Raw genomic sequence first — 25,160 nt, 5'->3', positions numbered from 1 at the left:
GATGCGTGGGCGGGCTGGTGTGTCATGCGTCAGGCGTGCAGCACGACCTTTCCGGCGACGGTGCCGGACTCGGCGAGTCGCATCGCCTCCGCGACCTCGCTGAGGGGCAGTTCGGCCGCGATCCGGGCGGTGATCTCGCCCCGCTGGAGGGCTTCGAACACCTGGGTGAGGTCGGTGCGCAGCCGGGCGCGGAACCGGTTCTTGGACAGGGCACGGCCGGCCCAGACGTTGAAGAAGTAGGCGCGGCGGCGGTTGGGCAGCGTGTTCCACAGCCAGACGCGGCCGAGCAGCTTGAGCACCGGCCACTGCTTGGAGCCCTCGTCGTCGCGAGTGGAGGCGCTGCCGTAGGAGACGAGCGTGCCGCCGGGCGCGAGCAGGCGCCAGGAGTCGACGATGCCACGGCCGCCGACGTGGTCGAAGACGGCGTCCACGCCGTGCGGTGCGAGCTGGCGGACGCGGGCGGGGACGTCGTCGGTACGGTAGTCGACCGGCGTCACTCCCTGTGCGCGCAGGGCGGCGTGGTGGCGTGCCGACGCGGTGCCGATCACCTTCGCGCCGGCGGCGTGGGCGAGTTGGACCAGGACCGAGCCGACCCCTCCGTTCGCGCCGTGCACCAGGACGGTCTGTCCGGCACGGACGCGGGCCTTGCGGTGCAGCATCTGCCAGGCCGTGATGCCGTTGATCACCAGGGTCTCCGCCTCCGCCGCGCCGATCCCGTCCGGGACCCGCACCAGGTCGGCGGCGTCGACGACCACGTGACTGGCCCAGCCACCGACCTTCAGCAGGGCGGCCACCCGGGTGCCTGCCAGACCCGCATCGACACCCTCGCCGGTCTCCGCCACGATGCCGACCACGTCGTAGCCGGGGACGAACGGGAAGGGCGGCTGGTCGTAGTAGCGGCCGCGGCGCATCTGCTGTTCCGCGAAGGAGACACCGGTCGCCTCCATCCGGATTACGACCTGGCCCGGCCCGGGAGCCGGAACGGCGCCCTGGCGCACCTGGAGCCCTTCCGGCTCGACCTTGCCCGGCAGCACGACCTCGACCATCGCAGCGGCGTTCATGACGTCCTCCCTCGACTCGACCAGTCAGTTAATGGCTGGCTCTTTCGTTAGAGGTTATAACTCGACCGAAGAGTGACAGTCAAGCGTGTTCGTAATAGGGTCTAACTAGAGCGTGGGGGAGTCGCTCCGCCGACATCTGGGAACCGCCGGACACGACAGGGAAGGGACGAGCACATGGGCATCGCGGGCAAGGAGACCCCGCGCGAGCGCTACCGGGCCCAGCTGAGGGCCGAGATCAAGGAGCGCGCCTGGGAGCAGATCGCCGCGGCCGGAGCGCCGGGACTGTCCCTCAACGCCATCGCCAAGCAGCTGGGCATGAGCGGTCCCGCGCTCTACCGGTACTTCTCGAGCCGGGACGACCTCATCACCGAACTGATCCGCGACGCCTACCGCAGCCTCGCCGACACCATCCGCGCCGCGGCCGCCTCAGACGCCGACCTCGCCGGACTCGGGCGCGCGCTGCGCTCCTGGGCACTGGACGACCCCCAGCGCTACTTCCTCATCTACGGCACACCGGTCCCCGGCTACCACGCACCCGACGACGTCACCCAGATCGCCTCGGAGATCATGGACGCTCTCCTGGACGCCGCCCGACCGGTCGCAAGCCCCGCCACGCCCGCCGTACAGGACACCGCGTTCGAGTCCCACCTCGCCGAACACCGGCAGTGGGCAGGCGACCACCCCGCTCCCCCGCCGGCCCTGCGCCTCGCCCTGCACTTCTGGACCCGCCTGCACGGCGCCCTCTCCCTGGAGCTGGCAGGCCACTTCACCGGCATGGGATTCGACCCGGCCGAACTGTACGAGAACGAACTGCGCGACCTGACGCGACAGCAGGTTGGAACCTGACAGGGCACAGGTACCCCCCGCCTACGAATTCCGGATCGAGACGTATTGCGTTGGAACGCACTCCAACTCCTAGGTTCGCAGGCATGCGATACATCAAGCTCGGAACGACCGGACTGCAAGTCTCCGCCATCGCCCTCGGCTGCATGAGCTTCGGCGAGCCGGACCGGGGTGGCGAACCCTGGTCGCTGGGCGCGGACGCCAGCCGGGACATCATCAAGAAGGCCCTTGAGAGCGGCATCAACTTCCTCGACACGGCCAATGGGTACAGCGCCGGAAGCAGCGAGGAGATCGTCGGCCGGGCGGTCAAGGACTTCACCCGGCGCGAGGAGGTCGTTCTCTCCACCAAGGTCTGGATGCGGATGCGCCCCGGCCCGAACGGCGCCGGGCTGTCCCGCAAGGCGATCTTCACCGAGCTCGACGCCTCCCTGAAGCGGCTGGGGACCGACTACATCGACCTGTACCAGATCCACCGCTGGGACTACGACACCCCGATCGAGGAAACCCTCGAGGCGCTGCACGACGCGGTCAGGTCCGGGAAGGTCCGCTACATCGGAGCCTCTTCCATGCACGCCTGGCAGTTCGCCAAGGCCCTGTACCTGGCCGACCTGAACGGCTGGACCCGGTTCGTGTCGATGCAGGACCACTACAACCTCATCCACCGGGAAGCGGAGCGGGAGATGCTCCCGCTCTGCGCCGACCAGGGCATCGGCGTGATCCCGTGGAGCCCGCTCGCGCGGGGCAGGCTGACACGGGCCCAGGACACCGCCACGGCACGTGCCGAGACCGACGAGGGCGGCAAGATCCTCTACCGCGACGAGGACCAGGCAGTGGCCGAGCGCGTCCACGAGATCGCGGGCAAGCGGGGTCTGTCCCCGGCCCAGGTCGCCCTGGCCTGGGTCATGCGCAACCCGGTGGTGACCTCGCCCATCGTCGGGGTCACCAAGCCGGCCCAGCTGGCCGACGCGGTCGCCGCGGTGGACGTCGAACTCGACGAAGACGAGGCCGCCTACCTGGAGGAGCCCTACCAGCCGCACCACGCGGCCTACTTGGAGGAGTCCTTCTACAAGTCGCGCCCTGTGGCGGGCTCCCGGTAGTCCGGGCTACCGCCGGGCGCACGAGAACTGGCACCGACTCATATCGCCTCGCCTCGACGCGGGCACGGGTCTGAGCACCCGCCAAGGGGGCTGACCGCGGCATGCTTCAGCTTGATGGTCCTCCACTCCATAGCGGAGGATCATCAAGCAGCGCTCCGGGGGTGTCCGTCCTGAGCATTTCGTCGATGCATCTGCGCAGCCCGACGCCGGTGGTGTCGACCCAGGTAAGCCATGGCACCGGCTGGAGCAGATCGTCGTACCGGCGGATGCCGGGGCCGGCGAGGAGGGCTCGGAGCTCGTCTGGGGCAGCGTCGGTGCCGGAGAGAAGCGGAAGCAGAAGGTGCGCGTCGTCCGTGATCCCCTGACGGGCGGCCTGGAGCGTCCAGTCCACCGGGCACGGAGTCCGCGGTGCCCACTCGCCGCGATCCGGAGCAGGAACGGCACCGCCAGTGCTCCCACTGCGGTCGTGCCGCCCTGGTGGTGAAGATTCGCCCAGAGCTGCCGCGAAGCCCTGTCGGCGGCATCCGCATCGTCGGAGCCGAGCGTGCTGAGGAACCCGGGGATCTCCTCGCCCGGGCCGTAGAAGTGCGGGAGCCACTGCCAAGGAACCTCGTCGTACCTGAACCCGTCCTTGACTTCCCGCGGGATCGCGCCCACGACCGTCCGCCCATCACGCTCCGTGCCGACCCACCGCTGCGGCCAGTCAGCCTGATGGTCAGCAGGAGGAACTCGATGGCACTGATGGTGGCGGCTGTGCAAGCCTTCCCCTTCCTGATGCCGACGGAGAAGACCTTGATGACCAGCGACGACGCTCTCGATCAGTTCAGACACATTGCACGTGAGAGGGCATTTGGCAGGCATGTCGGGTCGGACAGGCTCATTCAGGCTGGTCTGGACGCGCTGATGGCTGGGGTCGAAAGCCCGTCCCTGGCCATGCTGGCCGGTCTCCTCCGGAGCGAGGAGCCCGAAGCGCCAGAGCTTTTCGACCAAGTACTGGAGGAACTGGGACTGCTCTTCCACCCGCCTGCGGACCACCGGGCCGCAAAGTGGGCGATGGCCTACTGGATCGCCGGTCAGATCGCCGACGGATCCCTCGATCCCGCCGTCGGCACTCACCTCATCTGGACAGACATCGCCTATGACCTCGGCTACCCCGAAGAGCTGGAACCCCTTGTGCACTGCGCGCACAACCTAGACGGCTGGGAGGAGAGCTGGGGAGTCTCCGTCGAGGAACTCAACGGAGAAGCGGTCAAGGCAGCGAAGCAGTTCCTCAGCAAGAGGCCTGCAGCCGAGGCGGGGGACTGAACCGGGGTTCGTTCTCGCCATCGGGATCGGTCAACCGCGAGATGAACCGCTCACTCAACGTGGCCGCACCACAGAACCTGAGCCAGAACCATTCCTCGTGAACATCCGCAGCGCTCAACGTTGCCAACTGCTGCAGATGGTGCTCGTTTCTCCGCTGCCTGGGAGGCTCGGCGGCACCCCGGACCTGGCCAAGTACGGCGAGGGGGTGACGCGACGGCGTTCGTGGTGCGCCGGTTCGTCGGTCGTGGCCTCCGTGTCGACCTGAGCGCGAACCCGGACGCGATGCCGCACCACCACGCCCAGTTCGCGGACGTCTGCCACCGCGAGGACCTGGCGGATCTGGTCGCCGTCGACACCCCGCTCGCACCCGCTTCCGGTCGTGGACCGCGGAGTCCGCGGATCCCCCGGCCGTTCCGGAGGCCGGCGAGCCGGGCGGGAGGAGGTCCTCGATCTCCGCGGATCCGACGCGGCGTCGGGATCGCCGATGCCAGGGGAATGCGGGCTGTCGGGCCCCGGGGGCTTACCCGACCGCCCGGAAATCCGCGGCCCGGGCCCCGGGCGCTCGCCGTCCCACCCTTATGACAACAGCATTGACGTGTTTCGGCCCGCCCGGTTTCATGGCTCGCACTTCCCACCAACACCCCCAAGGCGGTGATCCCTTGGCATCGACGGAGAAGGCCATGGGCAGCGGTCCGAGAACCGGTGCGAGCGGCTCCCAGCACTCCATGCACCGGTCACTCGGCCTCCTCGACGGCGTGGCGATCGCCGCCTCCAGTACCGCCGCGACCAGCAGCATCGGGATCGGCCTGGGTCTGATGGCCGGCGTCGTCGGGCTGCACCTGCCCGCGATCATGCTGCTGGCGTTCCTGCCGGTGCTCGCCATCGCCGGCGGCTACGGCCGGCTGAACACCGCCGAACCGGACGCCGGCAGCAGCTACCGCTGGGTGGGCCGCACGCTCAACCCCTGGCTCGGCTTCCTCACCGGCTGGGTGAACACCGTCGGCACGGTGGTGTTCATGGCGTACACCACGACCGTCACCGGCTCGTCGATCGTCCAACTCCTCGACCTGGTGCACCTGCGCAGCGTCGCCGGCCTGCGGCTGGACGCCGACTCGACCGTCCAGTGCACCTTGATCGGTCTGGCCGTCCTGGTCGGCGCCGCGCTGGTCGCGGTGCGCGGGCTCGACCTGGCCGCACGGCTCCAGAAGGCGCTGCTGGTCTTCGAGTACGCCGTGCTGCTGGGCTTCTGCGGGTACGGACTGTTCGCCGGCGGCCAGCCGTTCTCGCTCCAGTGGTACGACCCCTTCGCGATCCCGTCCCTGGAGGCGCTGGCCCAGGGCATGGTGCTCGCGGTGTTCTGCTACTGGGGCTTCGAGTCGGTGTTCAGCGTCGGCGAGGAGGTCCGCCGCCCGCGCGACGCCTCCCGGGCCGGGACGGTCGCCCTGGTGGTGATGCTGCTGCTGTTCCTGCTCGCCGGCACCGCCTTCCAACGGGTTCTGCCGCTGGACGAGTTGGCGGGCAACGGCGCGCACGGGCTGACCTACTTCGGGACCCGGTTGGCCTCGCAGCCGCTGGCCGCGCTGCCGCTGATCGCGCTGATGTTCTCCGCGGTGGCCTCGCTCCAGTCCTCAGTGATCCCGACCGCCCGCGGACTGTACGCGATGGGCCGCGACGGCGTGCTCGGCCCGGTCTGGACCCGCCTGCACCCCCGCCACCGCACGCCCGCCGCGGGCACCCTGCTGATCACCGGCGCCGCGGTCGCCCTGGCGCTGTGCGCGGTCGCCATCCCGACCGTCAACGACCTCATCTCCGCCGCCGTCAACGCGATCGGCATCATCGTCGCGCTGTACTACGCACTCACCGCCGTCGCCGCCGCCGTCCGCTTCCGCCACCTGCTGCGCACCAGCCCGCTGGAGGGCCTGCGCGCGGTGGTCGGTCCGCTGTGCGGCGCCGCGGCGCTGCTCGCCGTCGGCGGCTACCTCGCCTGGACCTTCTACGACTCCGCCGACCACTTCGAACTCGCCGCCGACAACGGCTGGTTCGAACTCTCCGTGGTGATCCTGATGATCGTCAGCGGTCTGCCGGCGGCGGCCTGGGCCCGCTGGCGACGCCGCTCACCGTACTTCCTCGGCGCCATCCGCTAGTCGCGGGCACCTCGCACCACCCCGTACCACCCGAGAACGGAGCACCACCCATGACCAAGGCCGATCTGGTCTTCACCCGAGGCCCCGTACACACCGGCGACGCCGCCCGCACCCGCGGGAGCTCCCTCGCCGTGACCGGCGGTCGGATCACCGCCGTCGGCCACGACGAGGTCCGCGAACTGATCGGGCCGGGAACCGAGGTCGTCGACCTCGACGGAAAGCTGCTGCTGCCCGGTTTCCAGGACGCGCACATCCACGCCGTGGGCGGCGGCACCGAGCTGGCCGCCTGCGACCTCACCGGCACCGTCGGCGCCGCCGACTGCCTGGCGCGGATCCGCGCCTACGCCGAGGCCCACCCCGACCAGGAGTGGATCACCGGCAGCGGCTGGTCGATGGAGAGCTTCGACGGCGGCCTGCCGACCCGGCAACTGCTCGACACCGCCGTCCCCGACCGGCCGGTCTACCTCGCCAACCGCGACCACCACGGCGCGTGGGTCAACACCCGGGCCCTGGAGCTCGCGGGCCTCGACCGCGCCACCCCCGACCCGGCCGACGGGCGGATCGAACGGGAGCCGGACGGCACCCCCAGCGGCATGCTCCAGGAAGGCGCCACCGCCCTGGTCGCCCGGCTGATCCCGCCCGTCACCGCCGCCGACCGCCTCGACGGGCTGCTGCGCGCACAGCGGCTGCTGCACTCGCTCGGCATCACCGGCTGGCAGGACGCCCTGCTCGGCGAGTTCAACGGCATGCCCGACCCCTCCGACGCGTACCTGGCCGCCGCCCGCTCCGGCGCGCTGACCGCCCGGGTGACCGGCGCGCTCTGGTGGGAGCGCGACCGGGGAGCCGAACAGATCCCCGAACTCGTCCAGCGGCGCGCGGAGTTGACGCACGGCAGGTTCCGGGCCGGCTCGGTGAAGATCATGCAGGACGGCATCGCGGAGAACTTCACCGCCGCCATGACCAGCCCCTACCTCGACAGCTGCGGCTGCGCCACCACCAACTCCGGCCTCAGCTTCGTCGATCCGGTCGCCCTGCGCAGCCACGTCACCGAACTCGACGCGCTGGGCTTCCAGGTGCACTTCCACGCGCTCGGCGACCGGGCGGTGCGCGAGGCGCTGGACGCGGTCGAGGCCGCCCGCGCCGTCAACGGGTGGCGCGACACCCGCCACCACCTCGCGCACCTCCAGGTGGTCCACCCGGACGACGTGCCGCGCTTCGCCCGGCTCGGCGCCGTCGCGAACATCCAGCCGCTGTGGGCGGCCCACGAGCCGCAGATGGACGAGCTGACCATCCCGTTCCTCGGTCCGGAGCGCGCCGCCTGGCAGTACCCGTTCGGCGCGCTCCAGCGGGCGGGCGCCACGCTGGCGGCGGGCAGCGACTGGCCGGTGAGCAGCCCGGACCCACTGGCCGGCCTGCACGTGGCCGTCAACCGGCGCCTGCCCGACGCCGACGACGACCGGGTCCTGCTGCCCGAGCAGCGGCTCGACCTCGCCTCCGCGATCGCCGTCTACACGGCCGGGTCGGCGTTCGTGAACGGCCACGACGACGCCGGCGTGCTCGCCCCTGGGCAGTTGGCCGACCTGGTCGTCCTCGACCGCGACATCCTCACCGGCCCGCCCGAGGAGATCGCCGCTGCCCGGGTGCTGCGGACGTACGTCGGCGGCGAACTGGTCCACGCCGCCGACTGATCCCACCCACGGCCCCGGGCCGTCGGCGGCGCGCACCGCTCAGCGCGCCGCCGCCAGCCGGGCCTCGGCGGCGTCCAGCAGCAGGTCCAGCGCGAACCGGTAGCCGCTGCGCCCCATCTCGGCGGCGAGCAGGTGCCCGGTGGCGGCGATGTGCGGGTGGGCCCCGGCGTCGAGCCTGGCGTAGGAGGCGTGCCAGACCCGCTGGTCCGCCGACTGCGCCGCGGCCGGCAGGGCGAGCGAGGCGGCGTCCAGCACCGCGAATCCAAGGCTCTGGTCGACGAACGCGTGGTAGATGCGCACCGCCTCCGGGTCGGGGAACCCCGCGGTGCGCAAGATGCCGAGGATCGCCTCGACGGCGGCGATCTCGTGGGTGCGCCCGGTGGTGCGGTGGGCGGCGAGCAGCGCGGCCTGCGGGTGGGCCCGGTAGCCGGCGTAGATCCGCAGGCCGATCTCCCGCAGGTCGGCCCGCCAGTCCCCGGTGGCCTGCCAGCCGTCCTGGGCGCGGGCGATCAGTTCCTCGGCGATGGCGAGCAGCAGATCGTCGGTGCTGTGGAAGTAGCGGTAGACCGCGCTGGGGTCGGCACCCAGCGCGGTGCCTAGCCGGCGGACGGTGAGCGCCTGCGCACCGTGCTGCCCGACCAGCCGCAGCGCCGTGTCGACGATCAGTTCGCGGGAGAGCACCACCCCCTGCTTGGTCGGCCGCCGACGGCGCCGCTGGGGCTCGGGCACTACGCGTTCGCTCATCACCTCAGCGTATGACAACTCAGCTGACGTAACCCGGAGATCCGATGGTTGAGGAACCTTCCCTTGAGTTCGCTTTCCATCGACCGGGTGGACGGAGTGGCGGTTCCGACGCTCCGTCGCCCGGCCGAGCGCAACGCCCTCGACGACGCCACGGTGCTGGGCCTGGAGGAGTTCTTCCGGAAGCCGGGCGCGGACGTCCGCGCCGTCGTCCTGGACGCCGAGGGTGATCACTTCTCGGCCGGGCTCGACCTCGGCGAGCTGACCGAGCGCCGCACCGAGGAGCCGCTGGAGCACTCGCTCATGTGGCACCGCGTCTTCGACACCATCGAGGGCGGGCACGTCCCCGTGGTGGCCACCCTCAAGGACGCGGTGATCGGCGGCGGTCCGGATTCCCCGGCTGATCGGCGCGCACCGCATGGCGGACATGATGCTCACCGGCCGCGCCCTCGACGCCGCCGAGGGACAGGCCGCCGGCCTCTCGCAGTACCAGACCGAGGAGGGCGGGGCGCGCGCCAGGGCCCTGGAACTCGCGGAGCGGAGCGCGGGCAACGCGCCGCTGACCAACTTCGCCGTCCTCCAGGCCCCCCGGATCGCCGGGGCCTCGCCCGCCGGCGGCCCGCTGCTCGCACAGCGATGACCCAGGCTGGAGAGCGGCACCGCGTGGCCTCCGTCCAGAGGGTGCCTTCCCGCTGCCCGGCCCTGCTGCGCGCAGGCATGCCTGCATCCGGCAGACCATCTCCCTCGCCGCAGCCCCGTGCCGCGGGAGGAGGCGCCATCACGTCTCGCTCGCCGGTTCCCGGCCCCGGGTCTGCGAGGATGAGTCGTATGGACGTGCGTAGCAGGAACCATGTGCGGGTGTCCGGGCGGCCGGGCGGGCCTGTGGTGATGCTGGCACACGGGTTCGGATGCGACCAGAACCTGTGGCGTCTTGTGGTTCCGGCGCTGGAGCGTGAGTTCACCGTGGTGCTCTTCGACCATGTGGGAGCAGGCCGCTCGGACCTGTCGGCGTGGAGCGAGGACCGCTACTCCAGCATGGGCGGCTACGTGGACGACGTGCTGGAGATCTGCCGGGAGCTGGACCTCGGTCCGGTGACGTTCGTGGGCCACTCGGTCAGCGCGATGATCGGCGTACTGGCCGCGGCGCGACACCCTGAATACTTCGCGGGGCTGGTGCTGCTCGCCCCCTCCCCCTGCTTCGTCGACGATCCCGCGACCGGGTATCGCGGCGGGTTCAGTGCCGAGGACATCGAGGAGCTGCTGCAGTCCTTGGACGCAAACTATCTGGGCTGGTCGGGGGTGATGGCACCGGTCATCATGGGGAACCCCGAGCGCCCGGAACTGGGGCAGGAGCTGACCAACAGCTTCTGCGCCACCGACCCGGAGATCGCCAGGGTCTTCGCCCGTGTGACGTTCCTGTCCGACAACCGCACCGACCTGGCGCGGGTCGCGGTGCCCACCCTCGTCGCCCAGTGCTCCACCGACGCCATAGCCCCACCGGAGGTCGGCGCCTTCGTCCATGGGCAGATCAAGGGCAGCCGGCTCATCACCCTGAACGCCACCGGGCACTGTCCCCAGCTCAGCGCCCCCGAGGAGACCGCCCAGGCGATCGCCGCGTTCGCCAGGACACTGCGATGATGTGCCGGAGCGACGGCGACCAGAACTCGGGCCCCGACCCCGAGGAGCCCCCGGACGACGACCAGACTTTCTCCGCCCTGCTGGAAGACAGCGTTGAGGACCTGTACGAGAACGCCCCGTGCGGATACCTCTCCACCCTGCTGGACGGGCAGATCGCCAAGGTCAACACCACTCTGCTGAACTGGCTGGGCTACAAGCGCGCGGAGCTGGTCGGCCGAAGGAAGTTCTCCGACCTCCTCACCGTCGGTGGGCGGCTTTATCACGAGACGCACTTCGCGCCGCTCCTGCGCATGCAGGGCGAGATCAGCGGCATCGCGCTGGAGCTGAGAGCCGCCGACGGCAGCCGACTGCCGGTCCTGGTGACCTCCACCGTCAAGACCGGCAGCGACGGGCAGCCGCTGCTGATCCGTACCACCGTCTTCGACGCCCGCGACCGCCGCGCCTACGAGCAGGAGCTGCTGCGTACCCGGCAGGAGGCCGAGGGCGAACGCGAACGCCTCCAGCAACTGGCCACCACTCTTCAGAGAACGCTGCTGCCGCCTGCACTGGAGAACGTGCCCGGCCTGGACGTGGCCGCGCACTACCACATCGCCTCGGTCGACGAGGTCGGCGGCGACTTCTACGACCTCTTCCCCCTCGCAGCCGGGTCCTGGGGACTGTTCCTCGGAGACGTGTGCGGCAAGGGCGCCGAGGCGGCGGCCGTCACCTCCCTGGCCCGCTACACCCTGCGTGCCGCCGCCGTCTACGACCCCGACCCGGCCGCGGTCCTCAGCAACCTCAACACCGTCCTCAACCACGAGTACAACGGCACCGATCCCCGGTTCTGCACCGTCATCTTCGGCCTGCTCACCCCCGACGGCGACCAGGGCGGCTTCCGTATCACCCTCGCCAGCGGCGGCCACCCCCCGGCCCTCCTGCTGCGCGCGGACGGCACCGCCGACTGCCTGCCCACCCCCGGCGGCCAGCTCATCGGCGTCCTGCCCGACGCCGACATCGCCACCATCACCTTCCGTCTCGAAGCCGGCGACACCCTGCTCCTGCACACCGACGGCCTCACCGAGGCCCACACCGCCGTCCGCGGCGAACGCTACGGCGACGAAGCCCTCCTCGACTTCGTCCGGGCCCTCGCCCCCACCACGGCCCAGGACATCATCACAGCTGTCCGTGGCCTCATCGACACGCTCGGCACCGGGGTGGACGACGACACCGCCGTCCTGGCCGTCCACGTGCCCCGCGCCGACCGTGAAGAGCGGCAGTGAGCGGGACGATCACCCATACCCGGGGCACCCCTCCGACCCCGTCGCCGAGGTGACCCGCCCGCTGCCCCGGGCTGGACATCGGCCACGGGGCGGCAACGCGTCGTCGACCTCGGCGGCCCCGGAAAGGACCGCTCGGGGCCGACGGTGCGACAGCACGAAATCACCTGACGGATCGTCAACGGCCGCTGTGTCGCCTGCGGCTGGTTCGTGCCAGCATGGACGGGCGCACGTCCAGGAGCACGTGCGCGTGCCGATCGGGGGAGCGATGAGGGGCGAGACAGCGCCGGACATGGTGATCGGCGGGCGCTACAAGCTGGTCGGCCGGCTCGGCGCAGGCGGATTCGGGCAGGTCTGGAGGGCTCGTGACCTGGCGCTGGCCGTGGACGTGGCGGTGAAAGAGGTCCGGCTGGACGACGCGGTGCCGCACGCCCTGCGCGGGGAACTCCTCGCCCGCGCGGGCAGGGAGGCCCGGAACGCGGCGCGACTGCGCGACCACCCGCACATCGTCACCGTGCACGACGTGGTGGAGGTCGACGGCATCCCGTGGATCGTCATGCAGCTCGTGGACGGCCGCTCGCTGGCGGAGGAGCTAGACGAACGAGGCACGCTGCCGGTGGGGCGGGCCGCCGACGTCGCTCGTGCCCTGCTGCGCGGGCTCGACGCGGTGCACCGGGCGGGCCTGGTGCACCGGGACGTGAAGCCGGCGAACACCATGCTGGCCTCCTCCGGCGCGATCCTGCTCGCCGATTTCGGGATCGCGGTGGACCGGAAGGACCCCCGGCTGACTGCCCCCGACATGGTCATCGGCTCACCGGGCTACATGGCTCCCGAACGCTGGCAGGGCGGCCCGTACGACGGCCGGGCGGACCTGTTCTCCCTGGGCGCGACGCTGTACGAGGCGATGGAGGGCGTGCTGCCGTTCCCCGCGTCCAACCCCACCGCCGTCCTGACCGAGCCGCCCCGCCCGCCCGTGCGGGCCGGCCGGCTCACCGCTCTCGTCATGGCGCTGCTGCGGAAGGACCCGGCGCAGCGCCCGACGATCGCACAAGCACTGGACATGCTCGACCACGCCGCGTCCACGCTGAGACTTCCGATCACGCAGGAGCAGTCCCCGGACCGGAAGCCCTCCCGTGTGAGGCCCTCCGGTCCGGTGACGATCAGCCACACCCGACAGGCCCTGACGAGGAGGAGCACCCAGGACGCCTCCTGTCTCCTAGCCCTCTCCTTCGTTCTGCTGGGAGCCGTGGCGGGACTGCTCCGGGACGCTCACGTCCACCAGGGGCACTACGACCGGTTGTCCGGGTCGCTGGTGGTCGGGCTCGTCACCGGCGCAGTGGTGGGCGGCCTGGTCAGCAGCGCGGTGGGGTACGTGCGCGGGTTCTTCCTCACCTCCGACAGCGTCACCTTCGCTCACGAGTCGATCACCGTCACGCAGGCCAGTGCCGCACGCTCGATCCGCGTGCGGTGGGACGACCTGTCGCTCATCGCCCTGACCGGCCCCGCCGGCGGACGCAAGGACCTGGTCGTCTGGTTCGCCGACGAGGAGACGGGCAGGAGCATGCGCCTGGAGCGGCTGCAAGGACTCGACAACGAACGGGGCCTGGCCCACCGCCTTTACCGGACGGCCGCCGGGGCGAACAGACCGCGGCAACTACAGGCCGACCAGCTCACCGCCCCGCTGCGCGCCCACGCCGCCGAGCTGTACTACGAGATGGCGACCCCTCCGATGTCGCACCTGGTCGGCGTGGGCGGGGGGAACATCCTGGCCGTGGACGGGGCGGGAAGCCTGTGGCGGTATGCGGCACCGGGGTATGACCCTTTCGAGAAGACGCGGGTCGGCGCCGGCTGGGGCAAGATGAAGAAGCTCGTCGCCATCGGGGGGTCGAACGGCGACATCCTGGCGATCAGCGACTCCGGGGACATGTACCGCTACCACGGCCCGGACTACCACGGTCCCAGCAGGACCCGGGTCGGCACGGGCTGGGAGACCATGAGTCATGTCACCAGTACCGGCGACGGCACCGGCGACCTCTTCGCCGTGGACGACGCGGGCCGGCTGTTCCACTACCGGGGACCCCACTACTACGGCTCGCAGCGCAAGCAGATCGGCACCGGCTGGGGCACGATGAACGCCGTCGTGGGCGTCGGCGACATCTCCGGCAGCGGCAGCGCCGACATCCTCGCCGTCGACGACGCGGGCCGGCTGTTCCACTACCGGGGACCCCACTACTACGGCTCGCAGCGCAAGCAGATCGGCACCGGCTGGAACACCATGACCAACCTCGTCGCGATCCCCGGTTCCGGGACCACCGACCTGCTCGCCACCGGCGCCACCACCGGGCACCTGTACCGCTATACCGGCCCCGCCTACTCGGGCGCGCGACGCCGGCGGATCGGCACGAGCTGGTGACCCCGCGGTCGGGCATGGGCGGCCGGAGTCCGGCCGTCGCGCGGTGGGTTCACAGCCGTGACAGATCGTCCACCAGGTCCTCCAGGGCCAGCGGGCCCTGAGCACAACGGGGGTCAAACGCCGCCTGCCGGCCCGCCTGCCGGTCGCTGCTCGTCGGGCTCCTCGGTGACGGACGGTGGGGCGAGCGGCCGGCCGGGCAGGAACCGCGGCCGGTTCTCCGGTGGCGGTCGCCTCCCGGACCCCGGACGGGGCCCGCAGGGAGCGTGCGGTGGCGCTCTCCTGCCGCCGTCGTCCGCTCGCCCATGCCGGTGCACGGCGGCATCGGCGGCTCCACGTCTGCCACGAGCCGCAGCTGCGAGGCCTTCAGGCCGCGGGGGTGGCCCCCTCGCACCCGATCCGTCTCGTCTCGTTCGGCCACCTGTGCCTTCGACCCGGTCGGCGGCGGGCGTCCGGGCGGTGGGCAGCTCCGCGGCCCGGACGCCGCCCGATCAAGCGTGCGAGGCCGCTCCGGCTCATGCCCCGGATCGGGCACTCGCGGGAGCAGTGGTCCTCCCGCGCTCCGGGCCACCGCGCATGTCCCTCGACGTGGCCGTCAGGCCGGGGCCGGAGTGGGGGCGGGATCACCAGGGGAGGGTGCCGAAACGGTCGACGAACTGTCCGGTGGGGCCGTCCGGGCCGATCGTCGCGAGGGCCACGATGGATTCGGCGCCCTCGGCCACACTGTGCCCGATGCCTCCGGTGAAGTCGGTGGCGGTCTGGCCGGGGTCGGCGGCGTTCACCTTCATGTCCTTGAGTTCCCTGGCGTACTGCGTCGTGAGCATGGTGACCGCTGCCTTCGACGCGGCGTAGAGGGGCAGGGCGTACTGAGACTCGATCCGAGCCGGGTCCTGGGTCATGCCGAACGAGCCCATTCCGCTGGACACGTTGACGATGACAGGGTGCGACGACTTGCGCAGCAGCGGCAGGAAGGCGTGCGTGACGCGCACGACGCCGACGACGTTCACGTCGAGGACGGCGCTCATGTCGGCCGCGGTGTACTCCTCGACGGGCCCGACCCGGCCGAGCACGCCGGCGTTGTTGACCAGGACGTCGATGGCCCCTTCGTGCGCGGCGACGTCGGCCGCGGCGGCCTCGACCGAGGCGTCGTCGGTCACGTCGATCCGGACGAACCGGGCGCCCAGTGACGCGGCCGCGGCCCGGCCGCGCTCGGGATCACGGGCGCCGACGACGACGGTGTGCCCCGCCTCGACGAGACGACGGGCGGTCTCCATGCCGAGGGACTTGTTGGCTCCGGTGATGAACGTGGTGGTCATGCTGGCTTCTCCGCTCCGAACAGCGCCGTGGTGCGCTGTTCACGGACTCGATGCTGCGTCCCCGGGAGCCTGACCGGGAGCCACGGCACTTCCTGGTACGGCGCGTACCACCCACGGAAGCGGGCCCCTCACTGCCGAAGGGACATGCTCTGGACGTCCACGGCGGCGAGCAGATCGAGTTTGCCGCGGGCGTCGGTGCCCGGCTGCGGTGTGTACACCACGAGTCGGAGATCGCCCTGGGTGGTCAGCACATCGGAGATCAGGGCGATGTCTCCGACCTCGGGGTGTTCCGCGTACTTGCGCGCACTCTCGTGACCGCCCACCGACCGGCTGCTCCACAACTCACGGAACCGCGGGCTGCGGCTCAGCCTCTCGATCAGGGCCGGCAGCTCGGGGTCGTCGGGGTACCTGCTGGTCGTCGCACGGAGGTCGGCGATGAGCGACTCCTCGAACGCCGCCCGTTCGGACGCCGTCTGCCGCACGCGCGGCAGCTCCCCCAGGAACACCCAGACCAGGACGTTGCGCTCCTCCGACTCACGGACGGCCAGCTCACCGAATGTGGCCGCGAACAGCGGGTTCCAGTACAGCAGCTGCCAGGTGGCGTCGTAGAGCGCCAACGGATTGGCGGCGAGCTGGTCCGTGATCCGGTACAGGTTCGCCGGGATCACCCGCGGGACCCGCCGGGGGTCCGCGACGTGGCCGGCCATCCGCAGGAGGTGGGCGTGCTCGTCGTCGGACAGTTGCAGGGCGCGGGCCAGTGCGGAACACACCTGCGCCGAGGGCGTCTGCACCCGCCCCTGCTCGAGCCGGACCACGTACTCGACCGAGATGCCGGCCAGCATGGCGAGTTCCGCACGCCGCAGGCCAGGAACCCGTCGGGATGTCCCGTGCCCCCACCCCACCTGCGCGGGATCCAGCCGATCCCGCCACGCCCGCAACGTGTCACCGAGTTGATTCATGCACGCCATCATCCGTCACCCCGTCGCACAGCCGGGTGGTACGCGGTGTGACAGAGGTCGAAGGGTGCCTGCCCAGGCCGCCCTTGACTGCCACCTTGGTCGCCGAGACCGCAGGGTGACCGGGGAGGGCAGCAGTCTGCTGCATTGGCAGCACCGAGGTCACCGGGTAGGAGGAACCAGCCCCCGGCCACCAGGCAGACATCACCGCCCCGGTGTGACGATCACAAGGAGACGACACCACGGCTCCGGTCGATGACCCTGCCCGTCAGGAGGACCCAAGGATGAACCCGACTGTGAAACACGTTCTCGGTGCCGCCGCGGCGATCGCCATAGGCGCGCTGGCCCCGCTCGCGACCGCCGCTTCCCCCGCCGCCGCCTCCGCAGGCGCGCACTGCGCCCGTGCCGAACAGGACGTGTGGGACAGCGGGCCCAGCCGCACCGTGACCGCCCGGGGCTGCACCATCCCGTCCCAGGAGCATCGGTGGTACACCGTGGAGATCGACACCCTCGTCGAGCGCCACTACAAGGGTGAGAGCGTGGAGGCCGGAGTCGACCGGTCCACGACCGTGCACGGCAGGACCATCAGGTGCCTCGGCCACACCTCCGGCGCCGGCGCCGGCACGGTCGACTGGTTCGGCTGCCCGCCCGTCTGACGCGCCCGCTTCAACCGCCGCCCGACGGAACGGTGATCGATGCGCCCGGCCGTGTCCTTCCAGAGGGCCGCGTCCGGCGGCGGTGGGCGGCTTCGCCGGCGGCGGTCAAGGCAGATAGGTACTTTGACATACCTATATGACCGGACCTAAAATTCCTGTGTGCCCGAGACCAGCGCGTCCGCCCAGGACATCGACCACGTAGCCGCCGGGCTCGTGGCATGCCTGCCCGCGCTGGCCCGCGCCTTGGAGCGCCGGGTCGATCTGGAGTTTCCGCACCCCAAGCCGCCGGAGGCGCAGCTCGCGCTGCTGCGTCATGTCGAGGCCAACGACGGCGTCACCGTTCGCCGAGCGGCAGCGGCTCTGCTGATGAAGCCGAACAATGTCAGCGCCCTGGTGACGCAGTTGAGCGAACAGGGACTGCTGGAGCGTCGGCAGGACCCGCAGGACAAGCGCATCGCGCATCTGCACCTCACCGTGACCTCCCGTCAGCAGATCAGCGAGGTTCGGCACCTCATGAGCGACCAGGTCGCCCAGGCGCTGCGCACCATGACCGACGGCGAACTCGACGCCCTCGGCTCGGCGCTGTCCTCTCTGCAGGAGCTGAACAAGCGCCTTCACCCCGCCGTCGACTGAAACTCACGTGCAGGCCCAGCCTGTGCGCGACGACGGCAGGCGGCCCTTTCCGCTTTCTCCCGGCCGTGTCCGGCCGCACCTTCGCCGGATACGGCCGGTCATCCTGCGCGGACCCGCAGAGTCGTCCGCTGCCACCTGCCCCCAACGTCTGATCAAGGACTCACGCTTTCATGTCCTCGGAAGTCATCAACTCCTCGGCTCCACCTGCCCCTTCGGCACACGCGGGCGGACCGCGCGGCCGTCGGGACAACCCCTGGCTGACCCTCGTCGCCGTCGCCTTCGGGCTGTTCATGGTCGGTCTGGACGGTTCCGTCGTCTCGATCGCCAATCCGGAGATCGGCCGCGACCTGAACGCCTCCACCGCCGACCTCCAATGGGTCACCAACGCCTACCTGCTCGCCCTCGCCGCGACCCTCATCCTGGGCGGCAAGCTCGGCGACCGCTTCGGCCGCCGCACCTTCTACCTGATCGGTGTCGCCGGCTTCACCCTCGCCTCCGTCGCCATCGGTCTGTCGGGGTCCATCGAAGGCGTCATCGTCTTCCGCGCCTTCCAGGGGTTCTTCGGGGCGCTGCTGATGCCCAACACCCTCGGCATGCTGCGCGCCGTCTTCCCGCCGAGCAAGTTCGGCATGGCCGTGGGGATCTGGGCCATGGTGTCGTCGGTCTCCACGGCGCTCGGTCCGATCGTGGGCGGTCTGCTCGTCGAGCACGTCAACTGGGAATCCGTGTTCTACATCAACGCCCCCGTCGGTGTGATCGCGCTCGTCTTCAGCATCGCGGTGCTGCCGCAGAGCAGGAACACGGCAGCGGCGCGGGAGAGGTTCGACTTCCCGGGGGTCGTCCTGCTCGCGCTCGGTCTGCTCGCCGTCGTCTTCGGTGTCGTCAAGGGCGAGACCTGGGGCTGGACCTCCGCCGGCACTCTGGGCGCCATGGGCGCGGGGGTCGTGGTCCTGCTGCTCTTCGGCTGGTACGAGACCCGCGTGGCGCACCCGCTGCTGCCCATGCGTCTCTTCCGCAATCCCGCGCTGACCATCGGCACCGTCATCACCGCCCTGAACTTCTTCGTCCTGCTCGGCGTGATCTTCTTCGTGATGCTGTACCTGCAGAACGTGCGGGGGTTCACTCCGGTCGAGGCCGGTGTCCGTACCCTGCCGCTCAGTCTCGCCTCGGTGGTCGCCTCCCCGCTGGGCGCGGCGCTCACCGAGAGGTTCGGCCCACGCCTCACGATGCCGCTCGGCATGGCGCTCCAGGCCGTTGCCTGCTTCGCGATGCTCGGCTGGGGGGCGCACTCCTCGTACGGCGCGATGTGGCCCCCGTTCATCGCTCTGGGCCTCGGCGTCGGCATGGTGATGGCGTCCTCCTCCGATGCCATCGTCGGCAACGCGCCGGTGAGGGACGGCGGCGTCGCGGGCGGTCTCCAGGCCACCGCTCTGCAGGTCGGCGGCGCGCTCGGCACGTCCGTCCTGGTCTCCCTCATCAGCAGTCGGGTCGGCTCGACCCTGACCGGGGAGCTGACCTCCTCCGGCCTGCACGCCGACGCGGCCGGCCGCTTGTCCGAGGGTGCGAAGGACGCGGTGGCCATGGGCGTCGCTCCGGTCTCGGGCGACATGCCCGCCTCGATCAGGTCGGCGGTCGTCGAGGGCAGCCACCAGGCGTTCATGAACGGCGTCCACAGCGCCGTGCTGGTCTCCGGCGTCCTGTGCGTGCTCGGCGCTCTGCTCGCCGTCACGGGCGTGCGACGCAACCCCGGGGCGGCCTGTCACTGAGGGCGCGGCATCCTGCCGGCCGAGGCGAGGGCGCGCTGCGGGGGCGGAAGCTCCGCCACGCCTCGGCCGGCTGCCCGAGGGGCCCTGCGACGCGGTCGGGCGCCGCGGGGCCCTCCCCTGTTCTGGTTCGCAGCCGGCGCTCGGCGGGGCAGTGCCCGGTTCACCGCCCTTGCGGCCAGCCGGTGTACGCCTCGGCGAGGTAGGTCGACCCCGCGGTGGAACCGGTCACCGCGGCCAGCTCCCCCTCCTGGCGCCGGACGTCGAACGGGGTGGCCTCCGGCAGCGTGTGCAGCATGGTGGTCATCCAGTAGGAGAAGTGCTGGGCCTTCCAGACCCGGCGCAGTGCCCGCTCGCTGTAGGAGGTGAGCGGGGCGGTGTCGCCGCGGGCGACCGCCCTCTCGAGTTCCTGGGCCAACACGCGCACGTCGGCGAGTGCCAGGTTGAGGCCCTTGGCGCCGGTCGGCGGCACCGTGTGCGCGGCATCGCCGGCCAGCACCAGCCGCCCGTGGTGCATCGGCTCCTGGACGAAACTGCGGAAGGGGAGGACGGTCTTGGAGGTGATCGGCCCTTCCTTGAGCCGGTGGCCGTTGGCCCCGACCCGCGACTGGAGCTCGTCCCAGATCCGGTCGTCGGACCAGGCGGCGGCGTCCTCCGCGGGGTCGCACTGGAAGTACATCCGCTGGAGGGTCTCGGTGCGCTGGCTGATCAGCGCGAAGCCTCTCGGGGAGTGGTTGTAGATCAGCTCCGGTGCGCTGGGCGGTGCCTCGGTGAGGATCCCGAACCAGGCGAAGGGGTATGCGCGGAAGTACTGGGTGCGTGCCGCTTCCGGTACCTCGCGGCGGCACAGGCTTCGTGATCCGTCGGCGCCCACGAGGAAGTCGGCGCGGACCTCGTGGCCGGTGCCGTCGGCGTCGGTGAAGCGCAGGACGGGTGAGTCGGAGACGATGTCGTCGACCGACACGTCGGTGACGCCGAACCGGACGTCGCCGCCGTCGCGCTCCCGGGCGTCGGCGAGGTCGACGAAGACGTCCGTCTGGGGGTAGAGCTGGGTCGAGGCGCCGACCAGCTGCTGGAAGTCGATGCGGTGGCTGCCTCCGCCGAAGGCCAGTTCGATGCCGTCGTGGCGGTAACCGTCCCGGTGCACCCGTGCGGAGACGCCGGTTCCGACCAGGAGGTCGACGGAGTCCTGTTCGAGGATTCCGGCACGGTGGGTCTGTTCGATCTCCCGGCGGCTGCGCAGATCGACCACGACCGAGTCGATCCCGGCGCGGGCCAGCAGGTGGGAGAGCATGAGTCCGGCAGGGCCGGCTCCGACGATGCCGATCTGCGTGCGGCTTCGGATGCGTGACGAGGTCATGGCCGGCATTCTCGAACCGTCCGGTCGCTTCGACCACCCTGTCCTTCCGTCCAGTGGAAGCCGGTCAGCCGGCCACCGGTCCGGGGATACTGCGCCCGATGCCCCGCGCCGCCACGCGCAGGGCGCCGACCAACCGCCCCCGGTCAGGCTTGAGTTGGGGAAGCACGACGCCGAGTGCGGCCACCACGTCACCGCCGGCCCGGATCGGCACGGCCACCGAGCACGCGCCCAGAGTCATCTCCTCCCCCGTCGTGGCGAAGTCGTCCTCGCGCACCTTCTCCAGCTGGCGGAGCAACCGGCCCGGCTGGGTCACCGTGTACGGCGTCATCCGCGGCAGGTCGTCGAGCACCTGGCCCTGGACACCGGCCGGCGCGTACGCGAGCAGCACCTTGCCGACCCCCGTCGCGTGCAGCGGCAGCCGTGATCCGATCGCGCTGACCACCGGCACCGAGGCGTGCCCGGAGAGCCGGTCGACGTACAGCGCCCACCGGCCGTCGCGCACCGCGAGGTGGACGGTGGCCCGGGTCGCACCGTACAGGTCGTGGAGGTACGGCGAGGCGATCTGCCCCAGCCCCGTGTGCACGGGCGCGAGCAGGCCGATGTCCCACAGTCGGCGTCCGACGACGTACTTGCCCGACTCGGTGCGGCTCAGCGCCCCCCAGGCGACGAGATCGGCGACCAGCCGGTGCGCCGTCGCGGCGGGAAGGCCGGCCCGGGCCGCGAGATCGGTGAGGCCGAGCTGACGGTGCCGCTCGTCGAAGGCGCCGAGGATCGCCAGGGCGCGGCTGGTCACGGAGCGCCCGCGGCTCGCGGCGTTGCCGGCCATGTCCGACGTCCTTCCGCTCGGTGGGCGGTGACCCGGGCGAGGCCCGCCACCGCTCCTCGCTGGCTGGCTGGATTCAGGAGCGCGTGGCCAGGTGGTCCGCAGGCGCGCGGAGTTCATCGGCGGCGTCGGCCACGCGCCGGATGAGGCCGAGGAAGAGGGTCTGCTCCTCGGTGGAGAGCGGTGCCAGGAACACCTGGTTCATCCGGGCGGTGCGCACTGTCAGCTTGCGGTGGACGCGCAAGCCGTCGTCGGTCAGACGCAGCAGGAAACGCCGGCCGTCCTGCGGATCACGGTCCTTGTCGAGGAAGCCGCGCCGGATGAGCCGACTGATCACCTCGGCGATGGTGGAGCGGTCGAGGCCGACCCGCTCGCCCACCGTGCGCTGATCGAGGCCGGGTTCGGCGACGAGCGTGTTGAGGACCGCGAACTGCGGTGAGGTGATCTCCTCGGAGACCATCGTCGTCCACAGCAGGTGGTGTGCCTGCTGGAGCCGCCGGGCGAGGTGCCCTGGGTGGGAGTTCAGGTCCACCGCCGCCATCCGTGCTCCTCGTCTCAGGTGTCAGCGCGTCCGTCCGCAGACTGGATTCATTCCGTGCACTGAACGATAACAAGTGACTGATCTGAAGCCCAGGGTTCTTCCGATGGGGGCTTCATGTTTCGTGCGACCTCTAGTCGGCAGGGGCCTTGACGACCCTCTTGGGAAGTGGCAGCGTACGGAAACCTCACCGAGAAAGTCAGTGTACTGACTACTTGCCAATGAGAAATGGGGCCGCACCGATGGACAAGGTGGTGCCGACAGCAGCCGACGCGGTGGCGGACGTGCCGGACGGCGCGTCACTGGCGGTGGGCGGTTTCGGGTTGAGCGGCGTACCGAACGTACTGATCCATGCCCTGTACGAGCGCGGGGTCCGCCGGCTGGGCGTCGTCTCCAACAACTGCGGGGCCCTGGACTCGGGACTCGCGGTGCTGCTGGCGGCCGGCCGGATCGCCCGCGTGACCGGGTCGTACATCGGCGCCAACAAGGAGTTCGCGCGGCAGTACCTGGCCGGCGAGCTGGAGGTCGAGATGATTCCGCAGGGCACGCTGGCCGAGCGGCTGCGCGCCGGCGGGGCCGGGATCCCCGCCTTCTACACCCCGGCCGGCGTGGGCACGCAGGTCGCCGACGGCGGGCTGCCGTGGCGCTACGACGGAAACGGCGGGGTGGCACTGGCTTCGCCGCCCAAGGAGGTCCGCGAGTTCGACGGCACCGAGTACGTACTGGAGCGCGGCATCCGCACCGACTTCGCCCTCGTCCGGGCCGCCAAGGGCGACCGGCACGGGAACCTCGTGTTCAACAAGTCCTCGCGGAACTTCAACCCGCTGGCCGCGATGGCCGGGCGCGTCGCGATCGCCGAGGTCGAGGAGCTCGTCGAGCCCGGTGAGATCGATCCCGACGCGGTGCACCTGCCGGGCATCTTCGTGCAGCGGGTGGTCGCGCTCACTGCCGAGCAGGCGGCGGACAAGCAGATCGAACGGCGCACGGTTTCCGCGCCTGCGGCACGAGGAACGGTGAGCGGCTGATGGCCTGGACGCGTGAAGAGATGGCCGCCCGTGCGGCCCAGGAGCTGAAGGACGGCCAGTACGTCAACCTCGGCATCGGCCTGCCGACCCTGATCCCGAACCATCTGCCGAAGGGCGTCGAGGTCGTTCTGGAGTCGGAGAACGGCATCCTGGGCACCGGCCCGTACCCGGCCGACGACCAGGTGGACCCCGATCTGATCAACGCGGGCAAGGAGACCGTCACGGTCCTGCCCGGCGCGTCCTTCTTCGACTCCTCCCTGTCGTTCTCGATGATCCGCGGCGGTCACATCGACGTCGCCGTGCTCGGCGCCATGCAGGTCTCCGAGAAGGGAGACCTGGCCAACTGGGCCGTGCCCGGCAAGATGATCACCGGTATCGGCGGCGCGATGGACCTGGTCCACGGCGCCCGGACCGTCATCGTCGTGATGACACACACCGCGAAGGACGGCTCACCGAAGATCCTGGCCGAGTGCGCGCTGCCGCTGACGGGCAAGGCGTGCGTGAACCGGATCATCAGCGATCTCGGCGTGCTGGACGTGACCCCCGACGGACTGGTGCTCGTGGAGACCGCGCCGGACGTCACCGTGGACGAGATCGTCGCGAAGACCGCCGCCGAGGTCCGTGTCCCGCGAGAACTCGAAGACGCGACCCAGGAGATGGCGTCATGAGTACCCGCGACGTCTACATCGTCGATGCCGTCCGCACCCCCATCGGCCGCTACAACGGCGCTCTGGCCCCGGTCCGACCGGACGACCTGGCCGCCCACGTCATCCGTGAACTCCTCGCCCGTACGCCCGGCCTCGACCACTCGCGCATCGAGGACGTCTACTTCGGCAATGCCAACGGTGCCGGCGAGGAGAACCGCAACGTCGCCCGCATGGCCGGCCTGCTGGCCGGTCTGCCCACCTCCGTGCCCGGTGTGACCGTCAACCGGCTGTGCGCCTCCGGCCTGGAGGCCGTGATCCAGGCCGCCCGCGCCATCGCCTGCGGCGACGCCCACATCGTCCTCGCGGGCGGTGTGGAATCGATGACGCGCGCCCCCTACGTACTACCCAAGAGCGACCAGGCGTTCCCGGCCGGGCACACCGAGCTGTACTCCACCACTCTGGGCTGGCGCATGGTCAACCCGCGGATGGAGCCGCAGTGGACCATCCCGCTCGGCGAGTCGGCCGAACTCATCGCCGACAAGCACAAGATCGGCCGCGAGCAGCAGGACGAGTTCGCCCTGCGCTCCCACCAGAAGGCGGCCAAGGCGCAGGCCGAGGGACTGTTCGACGCCGAGCTCGCTCCTGTGCCGGTACCACAGCGCAAGGGCGATCCGGTGCTCCACACGGCCGACGAGTGTGTCCGCCCCGACGCCTCCCTCCAGAAGATGGCCCGGCTCGAACCGTCCTTCCGTGAGCGGAACGGGACCGTGACAGCGGGCAACGCCTCCCCGCTCAACGATGGCGCGGCCGCACTGCTGCTGGTCGACGAGGAAGGTCTGAGGGCCACCGGCCGCCGGCCGCTCGCCCGTGTCAGCGCGACCGGGGTCTCCGCCACCGACCCGCACTACTTCGGATTGGCCCCCGTGGAGGCCACCAACCGCGCGCTGGCCAAGGCCGGCAGGTCGTTCACCGACGTGGACGTACTGGAGCTGAACGAGGCGTTCGCCGCCCAGGTCCTCGGTTGTGTGGCCGAGTGGCCGGAGTTCGACCCCGCCATCCTCAACCCGCAGGGCGGCGCCATCGCTCTCGGCCACCCGCTCGGCGCCTCCGGCGCCCGCCTCGCCGGCACCGTCGCGCACCAGCTCGCCCGCAAGGGCGGGGGCGTCGGCGTCGCCGCCCTCTGCATCGGCGTCGGCCAGGGCCTCGCCCTCGTCCTCGAACGCTGATCCCAGGCCCAAGCGCACCAGGACAAAGGAGTCC

Annotated in this window: 22 protein-coding genes and 1 pseudogene; 16 read left to right on the top strand and 7 right to left on the bottom strand. The window is 71.0% G+C overall.

Annotated features, from left to right (window positions below; translation table 11 throughout):
• Positions 1 to 29: 29 nt before the first annotated feature.
• Positions 30 to 1,061, bottom strand: coding sequence for a medium chain dehydrogenase/reductase family protein (locus tag BLW85_RS37315; protein WP_074995858.1), 1,032 nt, complete (start codon positions 1,059 to 1,061; stop codon positions 30 to 32).
• A 174-nt stretch (positions 1,062 to 1,235) separates the two neighbouring features.
• Between BLW85_RS37315 and BLW85_RS37310 the strand changes: the two genes are divergently transcribed.
• The 5 genes from BLW85_RS37310 to BLW85_RS37280 all read left to right on the top strand — a co-directional run bounded on the left by BLW85_RS37310 (position 1,236) and on the right by BLW85_RS37280 (position 8,138).
• Positions 1,236 to 1,907: a TetR/AcrR family transcriptional regulator gene (locus tag BLW85_RS37310; RefSeq protein WP_070025752.1), complete on the top strand. Its 672-nt coding sequence runs from the start codon at positions 1,236 to 1,238 to the stop codon at positions 1,905 to 1,907.
• 83 nt (positions 1,908 to 1,990) lie between these two features.
• Positions 1,991 to 3,001, top strand: a complete 1,011-nt coding sequence (locus BLW85_RS37305; RefSeq protein ID WP_074995857.1) for an aldo/keto reductase — start codon at positions 1,991 to 1,993, stop codon at positions 2,999 to 3,001.
• 408 nt (positions 3,002 to 3,409) lie between these two features.
• Entirely contained in the window at positions 3,410 to 4,306 is an 897-nt protein-coding gene (locus BLW85_RS40460) for a hypothetical protein (protein WP_244174998.1), read from the top strand.
• Positions 4,307 to 5,031: 725 nt separating this feature from the next.
• Positions 5,032 to 6,450 (top strand): APC family permease, encoded by a 1,419-nt coding sequence (locus BLW85_RS37285; RefSeq protein ID WP_425275380.1) that lies wholly within the window; start codon positions 5,032 to 5,034, stop codon positions 6,448 to 6,450.
• A gap of 50 nt (positions 6,451 to 6,500) precedes the next feature.
• On the top strand, positions 6,501 to 8,138 hold the full coding sequence (locus BLW85_RS37280) for an amidohydrolase (protein WP_074995853.1): 1,638 nt from the start codon (positions 6,501 to 6,503) through the stop codon (positions 8,136 to 8,138).
• Positions 8,139 to 8,177: 39 nt separating this feature from the next.
• Here BLW85_RS37280 and BLW85_RS37275 read toward each other — a convergent pair whose 3' ends face one another.
• Positions 8,178 to 8,882, bottom strand: a complete 705-nt coding sequence (locus BLW85_RS37275) for a TetR/AcrR family transcriptional regulator (RefSeq protein WP_074995852.1) — start codon at positions 8,880 to 8,882, stop codon at positions 8,178 to 8,180.
• 87 nt (positions 8,883 to 8,969) lie between these two features.
• Between BLW85_RS37275 and BLW85_RS40995 the strand changes: the two are divergent.
• The 5 genes and pseudogenes from BLW85_RS40995 to BLW85_RS37255 form a co-directional block, all read left to right on the top strand.
• A pseudogene (locus BLW85_RS40995) lies at positions 8,970 to 9,206 on the top strand (enoyl-CoA hydratase-related protein); the annotation flags it as partial.
• A 91-nt stretch (positions 9,207 to 9,297) separates the two neighbouring features.
• Positions 9,298 to 9,519, top strand: coding sequence for a Clp protease/crotonase-like domain-containing protein (locus tag BLW85_RS40455; protein WP_244174997.1), 222 nt, complete (start codon positions 9,298 to 9,300; stop codon positions 9,517 to 9,519).
• Positions 9,520 to 9,707: 188 nt separating this feature from the next.
• Positions 9,708 to 10,517: an alpha/beta fold hydrolase gene (locus BLW85_RS40450; RefSeq protein WP_070025758.1), complete on the top strand. Its 810-nt coding sequence runs from the start codon at positions 9,708 to 9,710 to the stop codon at positions 10,515 to 10,517.
• Complete coding sequence (locus BLW85_RS37260) at positions 10,517 to 11,776, top strand: PP2C family protein-serine/threonine phosphatase (protein WP_074995851.1); 1,260 nt, start codon at positions 10,517 to 10,519, stop codon at positions 11,774 to 11,776. Before BLW85_RS40450 ends, BLW85_RS37260 begins: the two co-directional genes overlap by 1 nt.
• Before the next feature lie 265 nt (positions 11,777 to 12,041).
• Entirely contained in the window at positions 12,042 to 14,186 is a 2,145-nt protein-coding gene (locus BLW85_RS37255) for a protein kinase domain-containing protein (protein ID WP_079172564.1), read from the top strand.
• Between the two features lie 620 nt (positions 14,187 to 14,806).
• On the opposite strand, the gene BLW85_RS37250 is transcribed toward BLW85_RS37255, so the two are convergent.
• Entirely contained in the window at positions 14,807 to 15,499 is a 693-nt protein-coding gene (locus BLW85_RS37250; RefSeq protein ID WP_074995849.1) for an SDR family NAD(P)-dependent oxidoreductase, read from the bottom strand.
• A 128-nt stretch (positions 15,500 to 15,627) separates the two neighbouring features.
• Positions 15,628 to 16,458, bottom strand: a complete 831-nt coding sequence (locus BLW85_RS37245) for a helix-turn-helix transcriptional regulator (protein WP_079172563.1) — start codon at positions 16,456 to 16,458, stop codon at positions 15,628 to 15,630.
• Positions 16,459 to 16,751: 293 nt separating this feature from the next.
• Between BLW85_RS37245 and BLW85_RS37240 the strand changes: the two genes are divergently transcribed.
• From BLW85_RS37240 to BLW85_RS37230, 3 genes are all read left to right on the top strand, one after another.
• Positions 16,752 to 17,111: a hypothetical protein gene (locus tag BLW85_RS37240; RefSeq protein WP_244174996.1), complete on the top strand. Its 360-nt coding sequence runs from the start codon at positions 16,752 to 16,754 to the stop codon at positions 17,109 to 17,111.
• Positions 17,112 to 17,270: 159 nt separating this feature from the next.
• Positions 17,271 to 17,744 (top strand): MarR family winged helix-turn-helix transcriptional regulator, encoded by a 474-nt coding sequence (locus BLW85_RS37235; protein ID WP_074995847.1) that lies wholly within the window; start codon positions 17,271 to 17,273, stop codon positions 17,742 to 17,744.
• A gap of 170 nt (positions 17,745 to 17,914) precedes the next feature.
• A complete protein-coding gene (locus BLW85_RS37230; protein WP_074995846.1) occupies positions 17,915 to 19,510 on the top strand; it encodes an MFS transporter in 1,596 nt (531 codons plus the stop codon).
• 160 nt (positions 19,511 to 19,670) lie between these two features.
• Here BLW85_RS37230 and BLW85_RS37225 read toward each other — a convergent pair whose 3' ends face one another.
• From BLW85_RS37225 to BLW85_RS37215, 3 genes are all read right to left on the bottom strand, one after another.
• A complete protein-coding gene (locus BLW85_RS37225) occupies positions 19,671 to 20,867 on the bottom strand; it encodes a 4-hydroxybenzoate 3-monooxygenase (protein WP_074996368.1) in 1,197 nt (398 codons plus the stop codon).
• Positions 20,868 to 20,931: 64 nt separating this feature from the next.
• Positions 20,932 to 21,693 carry an IclR family transcriptional regulator gene (locus tag BLW85_RS37220; protein WP_074995845.1) on the bottom strand — a complete coding sequence of 254 codons (762 nt, stop codon included), beginning with the start codon at positions 21,691 to 21,693 and terminating at the stop codon, positions 20,932 to 20,934.
• 73 nt (positions 21,694 to 21,766) lie between these two features.
• A complete protein-coding gene (locus BLW85_RS37215) occupies positions 21,767 to 22,231 on the bottom strand; it encodes a MarR family winged helix-turn-helix transcriptional regulator (protein ID WP_074995844.1) in 465 nt (154 codons plus the stop codon).
• Between the two features lie 239 nt (positions 22,232 to 22,470).
• Between BLW85_RS37215 and BLW85_RS37210 the strand changes: the two genes are divergently transcribed.
• From BLW85_RS37210 to BLW85_RS37200, 3 genes are read left to right on the top strand one after another with little or no spacing between them, the layout of a single operon-like run.
• Positions 22,471 to 23,253 (top strand): CoA transferase subunit A, encoded by a 783-nt coding sequence (locus BLW85_RS37210; protein WP_070025768.1) that lies wholly within the window; start codon positions 22,471 to 22,473, stop codon positions 23,251 to 23,253.
• Positions 23,253 to 23,921, top strand: coding sequence for a 3-oxoacid CoA-transferase subunit B (locus BLW85_RS37205; RefSeq protein WP_070025769.1), 669 nt, complete (start codon positions 23,253 to 23,255; stop codon positions 23,919 to 23,921). Before BLW85_RS37210 ends, BLW85_RS37205 begins: the two co-directional genes overlap by 1 nt.
• Positions 23,918 to 25,126, top strand: a complete 1,209-nt coding sequence (locus BLW85_RS37200) for a thiolase family protein (RefSeq protein WP_074995843.1) — start codon at positions 23,918 to 23,920, stop codon at positions 25,124 to 25,126. Before BLW85_RS37205 ends, BLW85_RS37200 begins: the two co-directional genes overlap by 4 nt.
• Positions 25,127 to 25,160: the final 34 nt, after the last annotated feature.

Origin of the sequence: Streptomyces misionensis (assembly GCF_900104815.1) — a bacterium.
Taxonomy (GTDB): domain Bacteria; phylum Actinomycetota; class Actinomycetes; order Streptomycetales; family Streptomycetaceae; genus Streptomyces; species Streptomyces misionensis.
The sequence above is the reverse complement of the archived record's forward strand: the minus strand, read 5'-3'. Positions and strand labels throughout refer to the sequence as shown.

Coding starts and splice junctions, on each gene's coding strand:
- BLW85_RS37245 (WP_079172563.1), bottom strand. CDS start 16,458: ATGAATCAACTCGGTGACACGTTGCGGGCGTGGCGGGATCGGCTGGAT.
- BLW85_RS37255 (WP_079172564.1), top strand. CDS start 12,042: ATGAGGGGCGAGACAGCGCCGGACATGGTGATCGGCGGGCGCTACAAG.
- BLW85_RS37260 (WP_074995851.1), top strand. CDS start 10,517: ATGTGCCGGAGCGACGGCGACCAGAACTCGGGCCCCGACCCCGAGGAG.
- BLW85_RS37230 (WP_074995846.1), top strand. CDS start 17,915: ATGTCCTCGGAAGTCATCAACTCCTCGGCTCCACCTGCCCCTTCGGCA.
- BLW85_RS37210 (WP_070025768.1), top strand. CDS start 22,471: ATGGACAAGGTGGTGCCGACAGCAGCCGACGCGGTGGCGGACGTGCCG.
- BLW85_RS37280 (WP_074995853.1), top strand. CDS start 6,501: ATGACCAAGGCCGATCTGGTCTTCACCCGAGGCCCCGTACACACCGGC.
- BLW85_RS37310 (WP_070025752.1), top strand. CDS start 1,236: ATGGGCATCGCGGGCAAGGAGACCCCGCGCGAGCGCTACCGGGCCCAG.
- BLW85_RS37205 (WP_070025769.1), top strand. CDS start 23,253: ATGGCCTGGACGCGTGAAGAGATGGCCGCCCGTGCGGCCCAGGAGCTG.
- BLW85_RS37215 (WP_074995844.1), bottom strand. CDS start 22,231: ATGGCGGCGGTGGACCTGAACTCCCACCCAGGGCACCTCGCCCGGCGG.
- BLW85_RS37285 (WP_425275380.1), top strand. CDS start 5,032: ATGCACCGGTCACTCGGCCTCCTCGACGGCGTGGCGATCGCCGCCTCC.
- BLW85_RS37275 (WP_074995852.1), bottom strand. CDS start 8,882: ATGAGCGAACGCGTAGTGCCCGAGCCCCAGCGGCGCCGTCGGCGGCCG.
- BLW85_RS37305 (WP_074995857.1), top strand. CDS start 1,991: ATGCGATACATCAAGCTCGGAACGACCGGACTGCAAGTCTCCGCCATC.
- BLW85_RS37250 (WP_074995849.1), bottom strand. CDS start 15,499: ATGACCACCACGTTCATCACCGGAGCCAACAAGTCCCTCGGCATGGAG.
- BLW85_RS40450 (WP_070025758.1), top strand. CDS start 9,708: ATGGACGTGCGTAGCAGGAACCATGTGCGGGTGTCCGGGCGGCCGGGC.
- BLW85_RS40455 (WP_244174997.1), top strand. CDS start 9,298: ATGGCGGACATGATGCTCACCGGCCGCGCCCTCGACGCCGCCGAGGGA.
- BLW85_RS37200 (WP_074995843.1), top strand. CDS start 23,918: ATGAGTACCCGCGACGTCTACATCGTCGATGCCGTCCGCACCCCCATC.
- BLW85_RS37225 (WP_074996368.1), bottom strand. CDS start 20,867: ATGACCTCGTCACGCATCCGAAGCCGCACGCAGATCGGCATCGTCGGA.
- BLW85_RS37220 (WP_074995845.1), bottom strand. CDS start 21,693: ATGGCCGGCAACGCCGCGAGCCGCGGGCGCTCCGTGACCAGCCGCGCC.
- BLW85_RS37315 (WP_074995858.1), bottom strand. CDS start 1,061: ATGAACGCCGCTGCGATGGTCGAGGTCGTGCTGCCGGGCAAGGTCGAG.